This is a genomic window from Actinoplanes sp. GCM10030250 (genome assembly GCF_042666575.1).
Taxonomy (GTDB): Bacteria; Actinomycetota; Actinomycetes; order Mycobacteriales; family Micromonosporaceae; genus Actinoplanes.
The window spans coordinates 34,990-53,792 of the sequence record NZ_JBHTDO010000006.1 but is presented as its reverse complement, the minus strand read 5'-3'; the positions used below and the strand labels follow the sequence as shown (position 1 = coordinate 53,792).

The following is an 18,803-nucleotide window of genomic DNA, read 5'->3' as shown; positions in this document are numbered from 1 at the left end:
CTGACTGGTCAGCGTACGGCCGCCGTGCCGGTGGGCCGCACCAGGAACAGGCCCACACCGATGCTCTGCACGGCGACGACGCCGTTCTTCAGGTAGGGCAGGGCCATCCAGCTGCCGCTGTAGCCGCTGGCGTTGGAGGCCGGGTCGACGTCGAAATAGCCCACCTCGGGCAGCTTGGCCGAGGCCGCGGTGGTGGTGTCGAGGATCCGCAGGCCGCCGCGGTACGCCGCCTGGTAGTGCCGGTTGCCGACCGTGTAGCCGTTGTGGTTGACGAACTCGCCGCGCGCCGCGACGTCCTTGCCCACGTACCGCGCGGCGTCGAGCCGTTCGATGTTGTAGACGAACTCCGGGCTGCCGCCACGGGTGCTGATCGTCTCGTCGTTGACGATCATGTGCTTGTAGTCGCTGGTGGCGAAGCCCTGGTGGATGAAGCTGGCACCGGGGTGGGTGACGCTGGACAGGACCTTGATGTTCGCCTTGTCGGTGACGTCGAGGATCTGGAACCGCTTGCCCTGGCCGGTGTAGTTGAACGCGATCTCGCGTCCGGTGAAGCGGGTGTCCGGCCCGGCGTAGTTGACCACCACCGACTCGTGCGAATAGACCTCGCGGTTGTAACAGGCCGCCTGCTTGAGGCTGAGCGGGGTCTTGATGTCGTAGATGGTCAGGCCTTTGCTGCAGGTGTTCGCGCCGGAGACGTACAGGAAGCCTGTGCTCTGATTGATCCACAGGGTGTGGCTGTTCGTCAGTCCGGTGAAACGGGCGTCGGCGGTGAACGTCTGCGTGTTCGTCACACCGCGCAATTTGTTGAGATCGAAGATCTGAATTCCGTGCGAAACGGAGTCCTTGCCGATGTAGGCGTAATTGCGGTACGTGCGGATGTCGCACCACGATGAGCTGACGCCATTCGCGGCCGGCAGATTGCCGAGGTATCGCGGGTTGCCGGGGTCGGTGACGTTGATGAACGACACGCCGTTGGAGCGGCAGTACAGGATGTACTCGTTGCTGTCGCGGGTGTCGGTCCAGTACCACATGCTCGACGAGCCGCCGCCGCCCAGCGCGGACTGCGGCAGGAAGCTGAGCAGGTCGACGTTCTTGCAGGGATACTTGTCGACCATGCCGTTGACGCAGGTCAGCGGCGCGCCGGCGAGGCGTTCACCGCTGCGCCAGGTGGGCTCGTAGATGCGCAGCATCTCCGCCTGCTCGGCCTTGCCCTCCGGGGTGTCCGGGTCGTGCGCCGTGGCCGGCGGGCCCGCGAGGGCGAGCAGGAGAAGTGTGGTGACAGCCAGTGTCGTGCGACGTACTCCTCGGAGCATGGTCAACGCCCTTTCACGCGGAGGAGTCGGCGCGCGCAGGGTGTGGCACGCGCCGGGTGCGTGCCTGAACGCTAAGCATCAATTAGACATACGTCAATGTTTATCGACCATATCGGAATGCAGATAAGTGAGGTGATATGGAGGCGGCCAGGAATTCATTGTGCGGATGGCCGGCCCGGCTCAGTGGCCCGGCGGCGGGGCGCAGAGCACCTCGGACAGGCCGGTGATGTCGAGAACTTTCTGCACCAGGCCGCGGCCGTTGACCACGGTGAAGCCCCGGCCGGCCCGGGTCGCCGCCTCGTAGCCGCTGACCAGGCCGGCGATGGCGTGGGAGTCGATCAGCCGGGTGTGCGCGAGATCCACGATCACTCGCGAGATCCCGGGCCGGTGGGCCGCCTCCACCAGGGTGCCGGTGAGGGCGTCGCCGACACTCATGTCGAACTCGCCCGCCAGGCACACCCGCAGAACGCCGCCGGGTTCGGCGAGCAGGGAGATGGTGAACGAAGGGGTAGCCACAACCGGCATGTCTAGCACAGGGGTACGACATCGTGCGGCGCCGGGAAGGACGCCCAGACGTGTTTGGTGTTCCCGTCGCGATACCAGCACAGTTGTTGTGCCAGGGTGCGCGCGATCAACAGGCCCCGCCCGCCGGCGCTGATGTGCTCCCGTGGGGCGGCGTGCTCCGGGACGTCGTCGGGGGCGTGGTCGCTGACATCGATGATGTAGGAGTCGGGGTCGCGGAGCAGCCGGACGGTGACCGGTGGCCGGCCGTGCCGCAACGCGTTGCCGACCAGCTCCGTGGCCACCAGCGCGATGCGCTGGGCGACCTCCTCCTGCGCGGTCCGGTCCTGCGTCGGTTTTGGCGGGGCCGCCGAAGGCGATGCGGCGGGCCACTCGTCGATGTCGAAGAGCCGGTGCAGACCGGTGCGTATCTGTCGCAGGTCGTCGCTTCCCTTAACGTCCCAGATGAGCAGTTGCCGGGTGTGCGCGGGGGGCGCAAGCAGCAACAAGGAGCTCATGTGGCAGCTCATTGCCCCTGCCGTCCGATCGGTAACCATCACCTCTCTCGAAAATGATTTTCGCTCACATTCGAGCCGTCGTCGCGCCGACTCATCCGTCAGGGGTGGTACCCGGCCGCGGTGGCGGAGCGAGCATGGACGCGAGGCGGGGGAGTCCGGACGAGATGGGATGCCTGGGATGGCCGAGGAGCGTAGTAGGGCGTGGGCGGGATGGGTGACCTTCGCCGCCACGATCTTGATCGTGACGAGCATGTTCAACATCCTCCAGGGGATCATCGCGCTGCTCGACGACGAGCGGGTGGTCGCCACCGAGGATGCTTTCGTGCTGGTCGACATGACGTCGTGGGGCTGGACCCTGGTGGTGTTCGGCGTCGTGATGCTCGCGGTGGGCGGCTTTCTGCTGGCCGGCAAGACCTGGGCCCGGATCGTCGCGATCATCGTGGTCGGCCTGCACGCCGTCGCTCAGGTGGCGTCGCTCGGCGCCTATCCGATCTGGTCGCTGCTGATGATCGCGCTGGACACGGTGCTGCTGTTCGCGCTGACCGTGCGCTGGTCGTCGGCGGCCGAGGAACTGCGCTACCAGAACGAGCGATCCGGCTCGGCCGGGATGTCCGGCGATCCCCTGCACGGACAGCTCCCGCACGAGACGTCGTCACTCTACGGTCCGCGCGTCAGCTGACACGCGAAAGCGGGCCGCGCGTCAGCTGACACGCGGGAGCGCTTCGCGCATCCATCGGACGGAGGTGTGGCATGGGCCTGGGAGAGCGGCGAGCGCGGCGGCGCGAGGAGCGGGAGACCTTCGGGTACGGGGGAACCGCTCGCGTCTACCTGATGCGGGAGAAACTGCTCTCGATCGGGGACGACTTCTGGATCGAGGACGAGGAGGGCCGGCGGGTCTTCAAGGTCGACGGCAAGGCGCTGCGGCTGCGCAAGACCTTCCACCTCGAGGACCTGCACGGTGAGCGGCTGTGCACCATCCAGAAGCGGGTCATGCACATCCGCGACACGATGGAGATCGAGGGACCGGACGGCGCCCGGATCGCAATCGTGCACAAGGCGATGATCTCGCCGCTGCGGGAGCGCTGGAAGATCGACGTCGAGGACGGCCCGGATCTGCGGGCGCAGGGCAACATCGTCGACCACGAGTACGAGATCGAGGCCGACGATCGCAAGATCGCCCAGGTCTCGAAGCGGTGGTTCCGGGTGCGTGACACGTACGGCGTCGAGATGGCTCCCGATCAGGACCCGGCGCTGCTGCTCGCGGTCACCGTGGCCATCGACGACATGAGCCACTAGGTATACGGGGAATGGGGACGGGGGTCCGGCCGGGGCTGCTCGTCACGCTGCTGCTCGGGGCCGGTGTCGTGCTGGTGCCCGTACCGGCGGCCGGGTTCGGGACCGTCGAGGGCGGTGGACAGCATCGCGAGCACGAGCGGATAACCCGGGCCGCGGTGGCGTGCGCCGCCGACGGGAGCCCGGAACGAGACTGCTTCGAGGCACGGTCGGCCGACCAGCTCGCCGGACACGGCAAGGGCTTCGGCGCGGTGGGCGCACCCGACCGGACCGAGGTGTCCGTTCCGGCCGCGCACTGCGACGACGCCGACTTTCTCGCCGGCGACTACCCGCAGACCCGCGACGACGCGACCGGGCGGCTGGTCGACTGCGTCGAGCATCTGCGTGGCCGGTTCCGGGAGGCGGTCGAACGCGCGGGGGAACTGCTCGACGAGCAGGGCCGGGTGGTGGCCGCCGAGGTGGATCTCGGCGTCGACTGCGAACTCGACGCGGCACGCGAGCAGCGGGCGAAGTGCACCACGCTGGAGAGCTTCGGGCGTGCGCTGCACGGCGTGCAGGACTTCTACTCGCACAGCTCCTGGGCCGACGAGGCGGACCCGGCACGGCCGATCGGGCCGGACAACCCCGGGGGCCTGAACCTGCCGGCGCCGAGCGCGGTCCTCGACCTGTCCGGCACGGATGTGCCGTCGGTGCCGGGTGACCTCTCGACCGGGTGCTTCGTGGTCCCCGACAGCGCGCCGGGCGTCGGCAGATGCGGGCGGCGCGTCACCCACGCCGCGCTCAACAAGGACAACGGCCTGATCGACCCGGTCACCGGCGCGGCCACCAGTCCGGGAACCCCGCGCGGCCGGGTGGGGCAGAACTTCCAGAAGGCCGTGACCGGCGCGATCGTCGAGACGCGGCATCAGTGGCAGGACCTCGGCGAGGCCCTGCGCAGCGAGTACGGCACGCGAAAAGCGTCGATCATGACCTGCGCCCTCACCCACGACGATCCGGCCGGGGACTGCAACGGCCCCGGCCGTACGATCGCTGCCCTCTCCGCCGCGGGCCTCGCCCTGATCCTCGTCCTGGGCGCCGTGTGGTTCCACCGCCGCAGGCGGGCCCGCCGGTGATCCCGGCCGGCCGCGGCCGCTGTCAGGCCAGCTCGCCGAACGGGGTGGGAATGCGGCGCAGCGGCAGGTCCGGCTCCTGGTATCCGTTCGCCTCCTGCCGCTTGGGCAGCTTGACCTCGCCCGGCTTGAGCGGCTCGTAGGGCACCTGGCTCAGCAGGTGACTGATGATGTTGAGACGGGCGCGCTTCTTGTCGTCGGTGCCGGCGACGAACCACGGAGCCCAGGCGGTGTCGGTCCGGGCGAGCATCTCGTCCCTGGCCCGGGAGTAGTCGTACCAGTGGCGGTACGACTTGAGATCCATGTCGGACAGCTTCCACACCTTGCGCGGGTCGTGGATGCGGCTCTCCAGCCGCCGGGTCTGCTCCTGCTCGCTGACCTCCAGCCAATACTTGACGAGCAGGATCCCCGAATCCGTCATCGCCTTCTCCCAATTCGGGACGATGTCGAGGAACCGCTCGGTCTCCTCCGGACTGCAGAATCCCATCACCCGTTCGACGCCGGCCCGGTTGTACCAGGACCTGTCGAAGATGACGACCTCGCCGCCGGCCGGGAAATGCGCCATGTACCGCTGCGCGTACATCTGGCTCCTCTCCCGCTCGGTGGGAGTGGGAAGGGCCACCACCCGGAACACGCGCGGGCTCACCCGCTCGGTTATCCGTTTGATCGTGCCGCCCTTGCCGGCCGTGTCCCGCCCTTCGAAGACCACGCAGATCCTGGCGCCGGTGGCTTTGACCCATTCCTGCATCGCGACCAGCTCGCCGTGCAGATGCCGCATCTCCTTCTCGTACTCCCGGGTCTTCATCCGGGTGGTAGCGGCGGCGAGAGACGGGCTGCCGCCCTTCGAGCGGCGCTTTTCCTTTTTCGACATGGCGTTGTCTCCGGGTCCTGATCCAGGCGATACCGCGGCGCGGCGCTCACCCCGGCAGTGTTTCCCGGGCCCCGGGCAGGGTGCTTCATCCGCATGGGATGAAGCAGGAACCGTCACGAAGCACGAGGTAGCGGCGGCAGCGCCGGCCGGTCCAGCCACGCGGTGAACAGGGCGTCCAGGGGCTCGGCCGCGTAGCGCCCGGCGTGCGCCCGGAACTGTTCGGTCGTCACGGTCCGATGCCGATACTCGGCGGTCCACGACCGCAGCAGCGAGAAGAACGGCCGGTCGCCGATGCGCAGACGCAGGGCGTGCACCGTCAGCGCGCCGCGTTTGTAGACGAGCGGGTCGAACATCCGGTTCACACCGGGATCGGCGACGGTGACACCGGCCGGGCGGGCCTTGAGCCAGGCGTGCCATTGCGCCGCGTGTGCGGCCGCCGGCGGTCCGCCGGAGACCTCCGACCACAACCATTCGGCGTACGACGCGAAGCCCTCGTTGAGCCAGATGTGCCGCCAGTCGGCGATGGTGAGGCTGTTGCCGAACCATTGATGTGCGAGTTCGTGGGCGACGAGCCGTTCGTGGGTGCGCCGCCCGTCCAGGTGGTTACGACCGAAAACGGCCATCCCCTGCGCCTCGACCGGGTCGTCCAGGTCGTCGTCGGTGACCACCACGACGTACTCGCGGAACGGGTAGGGCCCGAACAGCCGCTCCAGGCTCGCCATGATCTCACCCTGCCGGGCGAAGTCGTGCCGGAACGCGCCGCGCAGCCGGGGCGGGACCGCGGCCCGCTGCACCACCCCGTTTCCGGGCATCTCCACCTGCTCGTAGCGTCCGATCTGGACACTCATCAGGTACGGGGCGGTGGGCTCGTTGCGCTCGTACACCCAGGTGGTGGCGCCGGCCCGGCGGCGCCGCGCGACCAGGTCGCCGGTGACCACCGCCGTGTACGGCGAGGCGGTGGTAAGCGCCACCAGGAAGGTGGCCTTGTCGTCGGGCCGGTCGTTGCACGGGAACCACGACGGCGAACCGTTCGGCTGGCTGGCGACGAGGGCGCCGTCGGTCAGCTCGTCCCAGCCGAGATCACCCCACCGTCCGGAGATGGGGGTGGGGCTTCCCGCGTACCGAATCTCGATCTTGAAGATGGCGCCGTACCCGATGGGCCGCTCCGGTTTGATCCGGAGCTTGTTCGGCCGATGGCCGAATTTCGCCGGCCGGCCGTCCACCCGCACGTCCTGGATCCGGAACCGGCCGAGATCAAGGCTGAACCGCGACAGCGCCTGGGAGGCCCGCGCCGTGATGACCGCCTTGCCCTCGAGCCGGTTCGACGCCACCCGGTAGTCGAGCTCAAGATCGTAGTGGAGCACCCGGTACCCGCCGTTGCCGTGCTCGGGAAGGTACGAATCGGTCGAACGGTCGGCGCCCGGCGAGGCGACACCGGGCCCCACCGCCGGAGTCATGACCAGGTCGCGATCGGGTTGCCCATCCATCTGCTGTCCTCGGGCACGGCGTCGCCGCGGGTGACGAGCGAACCGGGTCCCACGGTGGTGCGCGCGCCGAGGCTCGCGCCGGGCAGCACGATCCCGTGCGGCCCGAGCGTCGCGCCCGCGCCCAGCGTCACCTCATCCATGCTCATGATCCGATCATGGAACAGGTGGGTCTGCACCACGCACCCCCGGTTCACGGTGGCGCCCGGGCCGAGCCGCACCAGGTCGTACTCGGGCAGCCAGAAGGTCTCCAGCCACACGCCCCGGCCGATCTTCGCACCGAGGGTCCGCAACCACACGTTCAGCAGCGGCGTGCCGCTGGCGAAGCGGAACACCCACGGCGCGGCCAGCACCTCGACGAACGTGTCAGCGAGCTCGTTGCGCCACACGAACGACGTCCACAACGCGTGCTCGGTGGCCCGGAACCGGCCGACGAGCAGCCACTTCGCGGCCGTCGCGAGCAGCGCGCCGGCGATCGCCGCGGCCAGCAGCACCGGACCGGCGGCGATCGCCGCGGCCCAGCCACCGGCACCACGCCAGACCGCCGCGAGCGCGGCCAGCACCAGCACGGCCAGGGCGCCGGCGCACATCACCGGAATGATGCGGCACAGCTCGATCGCCGCCCGGGCCACCTTCAGCCGGACCGGCGGGGCGTAGGTGCGGCTCGCGTCGCCCCCCTCGACGGTGCGGCGCAGCGGCATCGGCGGGGCACCGAGCCACGACGAGCCCTTCTTCGCCTTGCGCGGCGCCGACGAGAGGACACCGACCAGGCCCCGCTTGGGAACCGAGCGGCCGGGCGCCGCCATCCCGGAGTTGCCGAGGAACGCCTGCTTGCCGATCCGGGCCGGGGCGACCCGCAGCCAGCCGTGGCTGAGCTCGTAGGTGGCGACCATCGTGTCGTCGGCCAGGAACGCACCGTCGTCGACCGTGGTCATCACGGGGAGCGCCAGGACCGTGGACACCTCGGTGCCGCGGCCGACCCGGGCGCCGAGCAGCCGCAGCCACACCGGGGTGAAGAGGCTGGCGTACATCGGGAACAGCGCGACCCGTGCCATCCCCATCAGCCGTTCGGTGGTCCACACCTGCCAGGCGATCCGTCCGTGCACCGGGTGGTAACCGGCGCGTACACCGATGCCGAGCAGGCGGACGGCGACGAGGACGAGCAGGGCGTAGCCGGTGAAGTAGGCGACGGCCGCCGCGGGGACCGCGAGCAGGGCCGCGCCGAGGGCCGGCCGGGCGGTCAGCGTCCAGCCGAGCAGTACGAGAGCGGGCAGCACCGCCACGACCGGCACCAGGCCCAGCAGCTGAGCGGTCAGGCTGTACGCGGCCACCCAGAACCGGGACCGCAGGGGCGAGCGTGACGGGCGCCCGGCCGGCCAGTCCGCCCGGTCCTTGCCGGCGGCGGGAACGGCGGGGGAGCCGGCCCACCGCTGGTTCGCCGGCACCGCACCGGTCACGGTCGAGCCGGCGCCGATGTGCGCGCCCTTGCCGATCCGGGCGCCCGGCATCAGCGTGCTGCGGGCGCCGACCCGCGCGCCCGCGCCGACACGCATCGCGCCGATCCGTACGACGTCGCCGTCGACCCAGTAGCCGGAGAGGTCGACCTCCGGCTCGATCGCGGCGCCCCGGCCGAGCTTGAGCAGGCCGGTGACCGGCGGCGCGGAGTGCAGGTCGACATCCCGGCCGATCCTCGCGCCGAGCGCCCTGGCGTAGGTGAGCATCCAGCCCGCCCCGGCGACGCCCGTCGCCCCGGTCAGCTCGGCCAGCCGCTCGGCCGCCCACAGCCGCAGGTGGACGGCACCGCCGCGAGGGTAGTCGCCCGGCCCGACGCCGCGCAGCAGCAACCGGGCGCCGGTGGCGGCCACGGCGATGCGCCCGGGCGGACTCGACAGCAGCAGCCAGCCGGCCACGATCCACGCCCAGGAGACCTGCGGCACCCAGGACACCTGGGCGAACAGGGCGAGCACATTGCCCAGCACGGCCAGCACGATGAGCCAGCGCAGTCCGGCGAGCGCGAGCATCGGCAGCATCAGCAGGGCCTGGATCAGCCCGGCGCGGCGGGGAGTGGGCCGGACCTCGCGGCGGATCGTCTCCGCGGCGCCGATCGTCTCCACGGCGCCGAGGCTGTCGATCGCGGCTGCCATCTGCGACAGCTGGGACTGCTGGTAGACGTCGGCCACCGACATCCGCGGGTGCCGCAACCGGATCCACGCCACGAGTTGTGCCGCGTTCAGGCTGCTGCCGCCGCTGGTGAAGAAGTCGGCGCCGGGTTCGGCGGGGCGTACCCCGAGAATCTCCTCCCAGCCGCCGGCGAGCCACTCCTCGGTCGCGGTCAGCTCGGACCCGGCCCCCGCGGGGCCGGCCGTGGCCAGGGGCCAGGGCAGTGCCGCCCGGTCCACCTTCCCCGACGTCCTGGTCGGCAGCCCGTCCACCACCGCCAGCAGCGGCACGAGCGCGGCCGGCAGCCGCTCGCGGATCCGCAGCGCCGCCGCCGCGGCGTCGAAGTCCGCGCCGTCGTGGGGCACCAGATAGCCCACCAGGAGCTGGTTGCCACCGGCGGTCCGCTTCACCGCGGCCGCCGCACCGGCGACACCGGGCAGCGCCTGCAGCGCCGCGTCCACCTCGCCCAGCTCGATGCGCCGCCCGCCGAGCTTCACCTGCTCGTCGCCGCGGCCGAGGAACAGCAGCCCCTCGGGCTCGGCACGCACGATGTCACCGCTGCGGTACGCCCGCTGCCAGCCGAGAGCGGGCAGCGGCGCGAACTTCTCGGCGTCCTTGGCGGCGTCGAGGTAGCGCGCCAGACCGACACCGCCGATGACCAGCTCGCCGGTCTCGCCCATCGCGACCGGAACACCGGTCGCGTCGACCACGGCCAGCTCCCAGCCGGCCAGCGGCAACCCGATGCGCACCGGTCCCGCGCCGGTCAGCGGCGCCGCGCAGGCGACAACTGTCGCCTCGGTCGGGCCGTAGGTGTTCCAGACCTCGCGGCCCTCGACCGCCAGCCGCTCGGCGAGCTCCGGCGGGCACGCCTCCCCGCCGAAGATCAGCAGCCGGACCTCGTCGAGCGCCTCGGCCGGCCACAGCGCGGCGAGCGTCGGCACCGTGGACACGACAGTGATGTGCTGCTCGGACAGCCACGGTCCCAGGTCGGCGCCGCTGCGGACCAGCGAGCGCGCGGCCGGTACCAGGCAGGCGCCGTGCCGCCAGGCCAGCCACATCTCCTCGCAGGAGGCGTCGAAGGCCACCGAGAGCCCGGCCAGGACGCGGTCGTGCGGGCCGATCGGCTCGGCGTCCTCACCGGCGAGGAACAGCTGCGCCTCGGCGTCCACGAAAGCGGCGGCGGCGGCGTGCGTGACGGCCACACCCTTCGGGGTGCCGGTGGATCCGGAGGTGAAGATGATCCAGGCGTCGTCGCCCGGGCCGGGGCGGCCGGGGCGGCCCTCGGGGGTGCGGCGCATCGACACGGCCGGCCCGTCACCGACGACCGCGCAGACACCCGCCTCGGCGAAGACCAGCTCGGCGCGCTCCTCGGGATCGTCCGCGTCCACCGGCACGTACGCCGCACCGGCCGCCAGCACACCGAGGATCGCGAGGTAGAGCTCCGCGGTGCCGGACGTGACCCGGACACCCACCCGGTCACCGACGCCGATCCCGTGCCCGGTGAGCGTCTCCCGCATCGCCGCGACCTCACCGGCCAGCTCCTCGTAGGTCAGCACGGTGTCGCCCGCGTCGAGCGCACGGGCCCCGGCATGGGCCCGCGCTGTCGCGTCGAGGATGTCGATGAGCGTGCGCCGCATCGGCGACGACCAGGAGCTGAACAGCGCCGGCGCCTCCGGTTCGAAGGCGAGCTCGGGAAGATCGATCAGTCGCAGGTCAGTCGTGACGGTCACGGGGCGTGCTCCATCTCCACCCTCACGGGTCAACGTCAGCCAGGCACACGGCGCCGAGCCGCCCGGGGCAGCACTCAAAGTTACGGGCGGAAAACGGAAGATGACGGCTCATTGTCGAATTCGTGTCGACTGACACACCGCGCAGCGTCCGCCGGGGCAGGTCCGTTCCATCACATGGAGCCACTGGCTCTTGACGGATTGTGTCGCTGATCCGGCAGCCCGCGGTCCCTTCCCGGGAATACGGTCGGGGCGAATCCCCGGTACGCCCGACAACGCTGGGCGCCAGGCACATCGGTGCGGCACCGGATCTCGGAGATGCAAGGGAGCATCGCCATGACCGATCGCTTCGATCCCAACATCCCACCCACCGGACCGACCGACCCCGCCATCGAGGGCGAGTTCCTGGGCATCGTCGGCATCACCGACCGGCCCACGCTCGGAAAGTCCAACCTGGTTGTCAACCGGGCCAAGCCGTTCGACATCGACGTCAGCTGGCACGTTTTCGGCAACCTGGTCCCGCTCTGGCTGACGGCACTGTCGGTGCGCACCCAGGACTGGGTCGTCACCGCGTTCGCGGAGTCGCAGGGCCCCGGCGACGAGGTGTCCCTCGGCGAGGTGCGTGTCCCGGTCCGCGGGCCGTTCTTCTCGCAGGACGAGTTCTACCGGGCCAAGCTGCAGGTCCCGGCGTTCAAACTGCCCGAGGGCGACCCCGGCAACACCGCGCAGGCCGGCGTCTACAAGATCGTCGTCACGACGTTCCTCGACTCCGACCTCGGGCCGGTCGGCTACGACATGATGGGCTACGCCGAGGGTCCGATCATCAAGGTGGAAGACCCCGAGTGACAGCCAGGCCGGTCGGTTCGCCCGGACAACGGCGTCCAGGCGAGTCGGCCGGCCTTCGGGGCCGTGTCGGACCTCTCCGCCGTCGGACCTCTCCGCCGTCGGGCCTTTCCGCCCTCAGGCCCTCCGGGCAACGCCGGATCCGCGGCGTCGAGGGCTATGTCAGATCGACGGCGTCGATGCTGATGGCACCCAGGGATCCGGTGTGCTGGGCGTCGAAGTCACCCTGGTCGATGACCGTGAGCCGGGGACGTGACTTGCCCACGACGACCCGGCGGCCGCACGCTTCGTCAGCGCAGACGAAAAGCACGTCGGTGGCGTTCTCCGCTTCGCAGATCATCTTGTGGAATGCCATATCAACCTCGCTTCTGGCCGGGGTCCAACGATTTCCCGAGCGCTACCGCTTTATTCACCCGACTGCCCACCGCCACGAACTGGCACATTCTCCGTGGAGCGAGTTATGGACGAGACCACCCGGTTGACACCGGCCACGCGCGCCGCTCTGGTGGCGCTCTCCCAGGGCAGCTGTGACTTCCCCGGCTGCCGCACACCCGTCATGGTGCTCCTCGGCGGCGAGCCCGAGGTCAACGTCGAGCCGGTCCGCATCCGTGGCACCGACCCGGACGGACCGCGCCACGCACCCGGGCTGACCCTCGAGGAACGCGACAGCTACACCAACCTCCTGCTGCTCTGCGTCCCGCACCGCAAGGCCATCGACCGCGACGAGGCGGCACACCCCGTCGAACTGCTCCAGACGTGGAAGCCCTCACCGTCCGGCCCGCTGTCGGAACTGCGAGGCCTCACCGAGCGGCGCCTGGACGTGCTGCTGACCACGGCCTTCGCCGCGGCCCGCGAGGAGATCGACGAGGCACTCACCGCCTTCGAGAAGTCCGACCCGGCGGCCGCTCAACTCCTGCGCGAGCTGACGGACACCCTGCACGACCAGCGCAGCCGGTACGGCGCCGACCGCAACCTCGCGGCGGCCATGACGACGCTCAACAAGCGGATGGACACGCTCCTGCGCCAGCTCGAGGAGAGGCCCGCCCGGCCGGAGCGCATCAACATCGGCTGGCAACCGCCGGCGCCGGCTGCCATCCCCGCACAGAGAGTGGGTTGAGCTTGGCGGGTGTCAGAAAATGACCGGGAGGGATCCCAGCCGGTGGCCGAAGGGCGGGGTCGGTTGCCAGTCAGGCGTCCGGTATGCGGGCCGTAGGTCCGGGCAGCGGTCGAGCAGGATGCGCAGGCACTCGTCGGTCTCCATCCGGGCGAGTGCCGCGCCCAGGCAGTAATAGGTGCCCATGCCGAAGCTGAAATGCCGGTTCTGCTCGCGGGTGATGTCGAAGGCGTCCGGGTTCGCGAAGACCTCCGGGTCGCGGTTGGCGGCTAGAAGCGCCAGGTAGAGGTACGTTCCGGTGGGCAGCGTGTGCCCGGCCACCTCGACGGGCTCGGTGGCGACACGGCCGATCACACCCGCCGGGCCGTCGCAGCGCAGCATCTCCTCCACGGCCTGCGGCATCACGTCCGGGTCCGCGCGGAGGCGGGCCAGCGAGCCGGGGTTGTCGAAGAGCAGGACGAGGCCGTTGGCGATCAGGTTCGCGGTGGTCTCGTGGCCGGCGAACAGCAGCAGCACGCAGTTGGCGACCGCCTCGTCCTCGCTGACCAGACCCTCGGCCTCGGCGGCCATGAAGGTGCTGAGCACGTCCTCGCGGGGAGCCTTGCGGCGCTCGGCCGCGATCAGCCGCAGATAGTCGTGCATCTCGAGCATGCTGCGCTGTGCGTGGCGCAACTGCGCCACGTCGCCGTTGCCGAACACCGGCAGGATGTCGCGCGACCATGCCTGCAGCTGTTCCCGGTCGCTGACCGGCATTCCCAGCAGCTCGGCGATGACGTTGGCGGGCAGCGGGTACGCCAGGTCGCTCACCACGTCCATCTCGCCCTTGGTGGCGACGGCGTCGAGCAGCTCGTGGGTGAACTCGCGCACCCTCGGCCGCAGGCGGTCCACCATGGCCGGGGTGAAGTAGCGCTTGAGCAGCTGCTGGAACCGGACGTGATCGGCCGGGACGGTGTGCCCCATCCACATCTCTATGGAGCGGCGGACCGGGGCGAGCTCCTCCTGCTCGGCGGGTGTCAGGCGCTGGAGGACACGCGCCATGTTGGAGCTGTCCATCCGCCTGTCCCGCAGCGCCGCCTTGACGTCCGCGTACCGGGTCAGCATGTAGGCGTCGAGTTGTGGCAGGCGCGCGAGCGGGCTCTCGGCGCGGACGCGGTGCAGGAAGCCGTTGAGGTCCGCCGTCACCTCAGGGGCGAAAAGATCGTATTCGCGCACTGTCGCGGGCTGATCGCTCATGGTGACGATTCTGACTGAGTCCAGCGATGGTTACCTATGTCCGAAAGTTGACCAGCCTTCGTCTCCCGTACCCGAAGAAGGGTTTGACCTTGCTGGACAACGGCCTTGGGCAGCGCGGCGGTCGCCAAGCTCGCGCCCCACCGCCTGGCGCGCTGCAGCTCGCCGTCGGTGACCGGACCGGTCATACCGTCGACGTGGAAAGACTCCGCTTCGAGCAGCAGATGGCAGTCGAGGCTGTGCAGCCGCCGGTAGGCCTTGCGGGCGGCGGATCCGGGCAGTGCTGGTTTGGTGACTTTGGTGTCGAAGGCGGCGGCGGGCAGGCCGGTCAGCAGGGGGAGGCAGGCGAGATATTCGCGGAGACCGACTGTGGTGGCGCCCGGCCGGACGGCGCCGTGTTGTGCGGCATCCGCGCGGGTACGGGGGCGGCTCAGGCTGAAGGCGTGGGTGGGTGCGCCGACCACCAGCAGATCGGAGAAGCCGATTGAGGGGATGGCCTGAACGTCGGCGAGCCTCACCTACTGCTCCTTTCACGGCGGTCTCCCCTCAGCGTGATCCGCGTCGATGGGCGTGGGCAGGGCCGGATGGCGGTTCGGTTCGGGACAATGGTCGTGGGCGGTCCCTGTCGTTCGCCTCACCGTTCACGCCGCAGCGCGGGGTGACACTCGGTGGTCGGGTGAGTGGCATGCGGGGCGGGCGGTGTGGGATTGAGGAACATCGTGGTGGCTGGAGCGGCACCCGGGTTCCGCATAGCGGTGACCCGGCGTGTCAGTGGTCCGACTGGCCACGGGCCAGGCTCCCGGCCCGTCGTGACCACAAACGAGTCCGGCCCGGGAGCGGGACCGGGGCGTAGAGTGCCGTCCATATGAGGCACTCCGCCTCCACCCTGTCCACCGGCCTCGCCGAGGCCGGTGGTGCCGCGTGACCGTTGTGGTGGGAGTGGACGGTTCCGGGCGTACGCATCGGCTGCGCCTGCTCGCCGCCGCGGCCACCGTCCCGGAATGGTGGCCCACCGGCTCCGGGGCCAAGATTACCGAGCGTCTCGCGTCGGCCCGCGCCGAGAAGCTCCTGGTCGTCGTCGACGATGCCCACCGTCTTGAGCCGGCGGTCCTGCGGGAGCTGGCGGCGGCGGCCCGCGACGGCGTACCCATGCTGATCTCCCGGCGGCCCACGATCGACAGCGCCGAGCTGGCCGAGCTTGACGAAGCCGTCGCCGGCGGCGGGGTGGAGGTGCTCGAGCCGCTGGACCGCGACGGTGTAGCCGGTCTCGTCGCGACGGTGACCGGCCGCCCGGTGTCGCCGGAAACCGTCGCCGCCGTCTTCGAAGCCTCGGCCGGGCTGCCCGCCGTGGCCGCCGCGATCGCCACCGCCACGCCGGACACGCACACGCTCCCGCCGCCGAACACACGGCCGCTGAACTCGCCCGCGCCCGCGCTGCTCGCACGGGTCCAGCGCCGTTTCGCCGTGCTGGACCACCCCATGGTCGACACCGCGCGAGTGCTCGCGCTGAGACTGGACCTGGCCGACCACGTGCTCGCCGCCGCGGCCGGCCTCGACCTGCCCGGCCTGGCAGCGGCCCTGCGGACGCTCCGCGACGAGGGCCTGCTGGTGCCCGGCGGCGAACGCATGATTCCCGCCGTCGCCGCCGCCGTACTGGGTGAGCTGCCCGCCGCCGAACGCCGCCGCATCCACGACGCGGTCGCCGGTGCGCTCGTCGCGGCGGGCACCGATCCGGTCACCGCCGCCGGGCAGCTGCGCGCCGCGCGGGTGGTCACGCCGATCGCCGCCACCGTCTACCACGAAGCCGGTGAACGGCTCAGGTTCTCGGACCCGGCCGCCGCCCTCGGCTGGTTCGACGACGCCGCGGACGCCGGAAGCGACCCGGCAGCCCTGGCCGCGGGCCGGGCCGAGGCGAGTGCGCTGCTAGGGCTACCGGTCGACGTGGACGCCTACCTCCTTGACGGCTCCGCCGGACGGATCGCCCTGGTCGCCGGTGCGGTCGCCGCCCAGCACGGCCGGACCGCACGGGCGGCCGAGCTGCTGCTGGCCGCCGCCGCACCCGGTCCGGTGCTCGCCGTTCCCGCACTGATCAGTATCGGCCGCACCGAGCAGGCCCAAGCGGCGGCCGACGGCCCGGCGCCGGTGGCGCTGGTGCGGTTCGCGGAGGGGACCCTGGCGACGGGTGACCCCGCGGAGGCGCTGCCCCTGCTGATCGAGGCGGCCGAGGGGATGGAGCGGAGCACACCGGCGGTCGTGCTTCCGGACACCCCGCACGCGGTCGCCGCCGTGGTCGCGGTCGTCGCGGGTGACGTCGGGTCGGCGGAGCACCTGCTCACCCGCGCACGCGCCGCCGGGGTCGGCGGTCCGGCGGCCGATGAGAGGCATCGGCTGCTGCTGGCCTGGGCGCGGATGCGCACCGGCCGATACGACACGGCCCTGCGGGAGCTGGAGCGTCCGGCAGTCGTGGAACTGCCGGGCCGGGACCGGCTGCTGCGTGCCGCGCTGGCGGCGGGGATCGCCCGCCGGCGGGGTGACATCGCCGGGCTGCGTGACGCCTGGTCCGGCATCGAGCCGCTGCTGGCTCGCCGGACAGCGGACCTGTGGCAGGTGGAGGCGATCGAGGAGCTGGCGGTGGCCGCGGCCCGGCTGCGGCGGCGGGGCCGGGTCGAGCCGGTGATCAACCTGCTCGACGGGATCGTCACCCGGCTGGACCGGCCGGTCACCTGGTCGGTGTCGCTGGACTGGCTCCGGCTGCAGATGGCAATCGTCACCGAGGACGCGGACGCCGCCGCCGAGGTGGCCGGCCGGCTCGCCGAGGTGCCGGACAGCGGCGCACTCGCGCAGCGCACGGCGGCGATGCGGTGGGCGGCCATGCGGTGGGCGGCGGTGCTGGCCGGGCGGGTGGAGCCGGACGAGGTGCTGGCGGCGACCGAGGACCTGCACGCCGCTGAACTCCCGTGGGAGGCGTCCCGGCTGGCGGGGCAGGCGGCCATCCGTACCGGTGATCCCACCGCCGCGCGCCGGCTGCTGGAACGGGCCCGGGAGCTGGCCGAGCCGGACGCCGTCGAATCCGGTGCCGCGGCACCGAGCGGCACAGCGGGCCTGTCCGAGCGTGAGGTGACGGTGGCCCGGCTGGTGCTGGCCGGCAGCACCCACCGCGAGATCGGCGCCCAGCTCTACATCGCACCGAAGACGGTGGAACACCACGTGGCCCGCATCCGCGGCAAGCTCGGCGCCGGCACCCGGGCCGAGCTCCTGGCGATGCTCCGCGAAATGCTGAGTTAGATATGTGACTCGATGCTGCGCATCCCCTAGTGGACCCCCTACACCAGGGGGGACACCCCGATGCCCAGACCGGGTCGCGGGTCGCACGCTGGTGCCGTGTCCGGGTGAAGAAACGGGACGCACACCTAGCGAGGAGAAGCCATGACCACCAGTGCCACCGAACTCCTGAGGGAATTCGTCACCAACCTGCTGACCGACCGTGATTTCGCCGCCAAGTACGCCGAGGACCCGAACGGGACCCTGACGGCACAGGGCGTGACCGACGTCGACCTGTCCGCCGTGGACGTTCCCGCGGTCGTCGCCGAGGCCGCCGACGAGCCGGAGGTGCCGGAGTCGGCGCGTTCCGCGCTGCAGAACTTCGGCGGCGGCAGCAGTGGCTCAGCCGCGGGCGCGGCGCCGCCGCCACCCGCACCGGCCGGTACACAGGCGGTCGAGCACGTCGTGCAGCACCTGAACTACGTCACCTACGCCACCTACGAGGGCGACGACTTCATCACCCAGAACCTCGATCTCAGCGTCACCAGCATCACCGACAACAGCCTGGACGTGGACGTCGACGGGAACGTCTTCGGCGACCTGGACGCCACGAACGTCAACGCCTCCGGCGACGGAGCGGTGGCCGGCGGCGACGACGTCAACGCCGCCACCGGCGCCGGCTCGGTAGCCGGTGGGGAGGACGTCACCGCCGCGACCGGCGACGGCGCGGTGGCCAACAGCGGCGACGGTGACGTGAACGCCGCCACCGGGGACGGCTCGACGCTCATCGACGGCGACCTGACCTCGCTCAGCGGCGACGGGGCGCAGCTCATCGACGGCTCCAACTTCGGCCAGGCGAACACCGGCGACGGCGCGGTGCAGGCCGGCGACGACATCTCGGGCGCGGTCAACACCGGTGTCAACACCGGCATCGTGGCCGACGAGCTCGACGACGCCGTTGTCGGCGACGGCAACCAGACCGCTCAGGTCGACGGCAGCGCCGACGAGTCGGTGTTCAACTTCGGTGACGGCGACGTCGCCAACCTGCCGGACGCCGAGATCACCGACAGCGCCGTGTCCTTCGGCGGCGGGAACGCCGCCAACGCCTCCAACAACACCGCCGACGACGGCTCGGCGATCTCGGCCGGCGGCAACGCCACCGGCAGCTTCCAGGACAACGACACGACCATCAACGACAACGACACCAGCATCAGCGACGACGACACCACGGTGACCACGGTCTCCGACGACGACACCAACATCAGCGACGACGACACCAGCGTCACCGACATCGACACCACCAGCACCACGGTGTCCTCGGACGACGACAGCATCGTCAGCGGAGACGACACCACAGTCGTCGGCTGACCCGACATGCC

The 18,803-nt window shown here is 71.0% G+C and carries 16 protein-coding genes; 7 read left to right on the top strand and 9 right to left on the bottom strand.

The window, feature by feature from the left end; genetic code table 11:
- Positions 1 to 8: 8 nt before the first annotated feature.
- From ACFQV6_RS10995 to ACFQV6_RS10985, 3 genes are all read right to left on the bottom strand, one after another.
- On the bottom strand, positions 9 to 1,313 hold the full coding sequence (locus ACFQV6_RS10995) for a choice-of-anchor B family protein (RefSeq protein ID WP_378027294.1): 1,305 nt from the start codon (positions 1,311 to 1,313) through the stop codon (positions 9 to 11).
- A 180-nt stretch (positions 1,314 to 1,493) separates the two neighbouring features.
- On the bottom strand, positions 1,494 to 1,829 hold the full coding sequence (locus ACFQV6_RS10990) for an STAS domain-containing protein (protein ID WP_378027293.1): 336 nt from the start codon (positions 1,827 to 1,829) through the stop codon (positions 1,494 to 1,496).
- Between the two features lie 11 nt (positions 1,830 to 1,840).
- Positions 1,841 to 2,332 (bottom strand): ATP-binding protein, encoded by a 492-nt coding sequence (locus ACFQV6_RS10985; RefSeq protein WP_378027292.1) that lies wholly within the window; start codon positions 2,330 to 2,332, stop codon positions 1,841 to 1,843.
- 178 nt (positions 2,333 to 2,510) lie between these two features.
- On the opposite strand from ACFQV6_RS10985, the gene ACFQV6_RS10980 reads away from it, so the two are divergent.
- The 3 genes from ACFQV6_RS10980 to ACFQV6_RS10970 all read left to right on the top strand — a co-directional run bounded on the left by ACFQV6_RS10980 (position 2,511) and on the right by ACFQV6_RS10970 (position 4,737).
- Complete coding sequence (locus tag ACFQV6_RS10980; RefSeq protein ID WP_378027291.1) at positions 2,511 to 3,011, top strand: hypothetical protein; 501 nt, start codon at positions 2,511 to 2,513, stop codon at positions 3,009 to 3,011.
- A gap of 71 nt (positions 3,012 to 3,082) precedes the next feature.
- Positions 3,083 to 3,628, top strand: coding sequence for an LURP-one-related/scramblase family protein (locus ACFQV6_RS10975; protein WP_378027290.1), 546 nt, complete (start codon positions 3,083 to 3,085; stop codon positions 3,626 to 3,628).
- 11 nt (positions 3,629 to 3,639) lie between these two features.
- A complete protein-coding gene (locus ACFQV6_RS10970) occupies positions 3,640 to 4,737 on the top strand; it encodes a CinY protein (RefSeq protein ID WP_378027289.1) in 1,098 nt (365 codons plus the stop codon).
- Positions 4,738 to 4,759: 22 nt separating this feature from the next.
- Here the strand turns inward: ACFQV6_RS10970 and ppk2 are convergent, their stop codons facing one another.
- The 3 genes from ppk2 to ACFQV6_RS10955 all read right to left on the bottom strand — a co-directional run bounded on the left by ppk2 (position 4,760) and on the right by ACFQV6_RS10955 (position 10,979).
- Entirely contained in the window at positions 4,760 to 5,605 is an 846-nt protein-coding gene (ppk2, locus tag ACFQV6_RS10965) for a polyphosphate kinase 2 (protein WP_378027288.1), read from the bottom strand.
- Between the two features lie 113 nt (positions 5,606 to 5,718).
- On the bottom strand, positions 5,719 to 7,062 hold the full coding sequence (locus ACFQV6_RS10960) for a M1 family metallopeptidase (RefSeq protein WP_378027457.1): 1,344 nt from the start codon (positions 7,060 to 7,062) through the stop codon (positions 5,719 to 5,721).
- Positions 7,059 to 10,979: a Pls/PosA family non-ribosomal peptide synthetase gene (locus tag ACFQV6_RS10955; protein WP_378027287.1), complete on the bottom strand. Its 3,921-nt coding sequence runs from the start codon at positions 10,977 to 10,979 to the stop codon at positions 7,059 to 7,061. Before ACFQV6_RS10955 ends, ACFQV6_RS10960 begins: the two co-directional genes overlap by 4 nt.
- Positions 10,980 to 11,312: 333 nt before the next feature.
- On the opposite strand from ACFQV6_RS10955, the gene ACFQV6_RS10950 reads away from it, so the two are divergent.
- Positions 11,313 to 11,822 (top strand): hypothetical protein, encoded by a 510-nt coding sequence (locus tag ACFQV6_RS10950; RefSeq protein ID WP_378027286.1) that lies wholly within the window; start codon positions 11,313 to 11,315, stop codon positions 11,820 to 11,822.
- Between the two features lie 154 nt (positions 11,823 to 11,976).
- Here the strand turns inward: ACFQV6_RS10950 and ACFQV6_RS10945 are convergent, their stop codons facing one another.
- Positions 11,977 to 12,174: a hypothetical protein gene (locus tag ACFQV6_RS10945; protein WP_378027285.1), complete on the bottom strand. Its 198-nt coding sequence runs from the start codon at positions 12,172 to 12,174 to the stop codon at positions 11,977 to 11,979.
- A 105-nt stretch (positions 12,175 to 12,279) separates the two neighbouring features.
- On the opposite strand from ACFQV6_RS10945, the gene ACFQV6_RS10940 reads away from it, so the two are divergent.
- A complete protein-coding gene (locus tag ACFQV6_RS10940; RefSeq protein ID WP_378027284.1) occupies positions 12,280 to 12,936 on the top strand; it encodes a hypothetical protein in 657 nt (218 codons plus the stop codon).
- A gap of 12 nt (positions 12,937 to 12,948) precedes the next feature.
- Here the strand turns inward: ACFQV6_RS10940 and ACFQV6_RS10935 are convergent, their stop codons facing one another.
- Together ACFQV6_RS10935 and ACFQV6_RS10930 are read right to left on the bottom strand one after the other, a co-directional pair.
- Positions 12,949 to 14,166 (bottom strand): cytochrome P450, encoded by a 1,218-nt coding sequence (locus ACFQV6_RS10935; protein ID WP_378027283.1) that lies wholly within the window; start codon positions 14,164 to 14,166, stop codon positions 12,949 to 12,951.
- Complete coding sequence (locus ACFQV6_RS10930) at positions 14,163 to 14,681, bottom strand: flavodoxin (RefSeq protein WP_378027282.1); 519 nt, start codon at positions 14,679 to 14,681, stop codon at positions 14,163 to 14,165. Before ACFQV6_RS10930 ends, ACFQV6_RS10935 begins: the two co-directional genes overlap by 4 nt.
- A gap of 403 nt (positions 14,682 to 15,084) precedes the next feature.
- On the opposite strand from ACFQV6_RS10930, the gene ACFQV6_RS10925 reads away from it, so the two are divergent.
- Complete coding sequence (locus ACFQV6_RS10925) at positions 15,085 to 17,448, top strand: LuxR C-terminal-related transcriptional regulator (protein ID WP_378027281.1); 2,364 nt, start codon at positions 15,085 to 15,087, stop codon at positions 17,446 to 17,448.
- 141 nt (positions 17,449 to 17,589) lie between these two features.
- A complete protein-coding gene (locus ACFQV6_RS10920; protein WP_378027280.1) occupies positions 17,590 to 18,792 on the top strand; it encodes a hypothetical protein in 1,203 nt (400 codons plus the stop codon).
- The last annotated feature ends 11 nt before the right edge of the window (positions 18,793 to 18,803 follow it).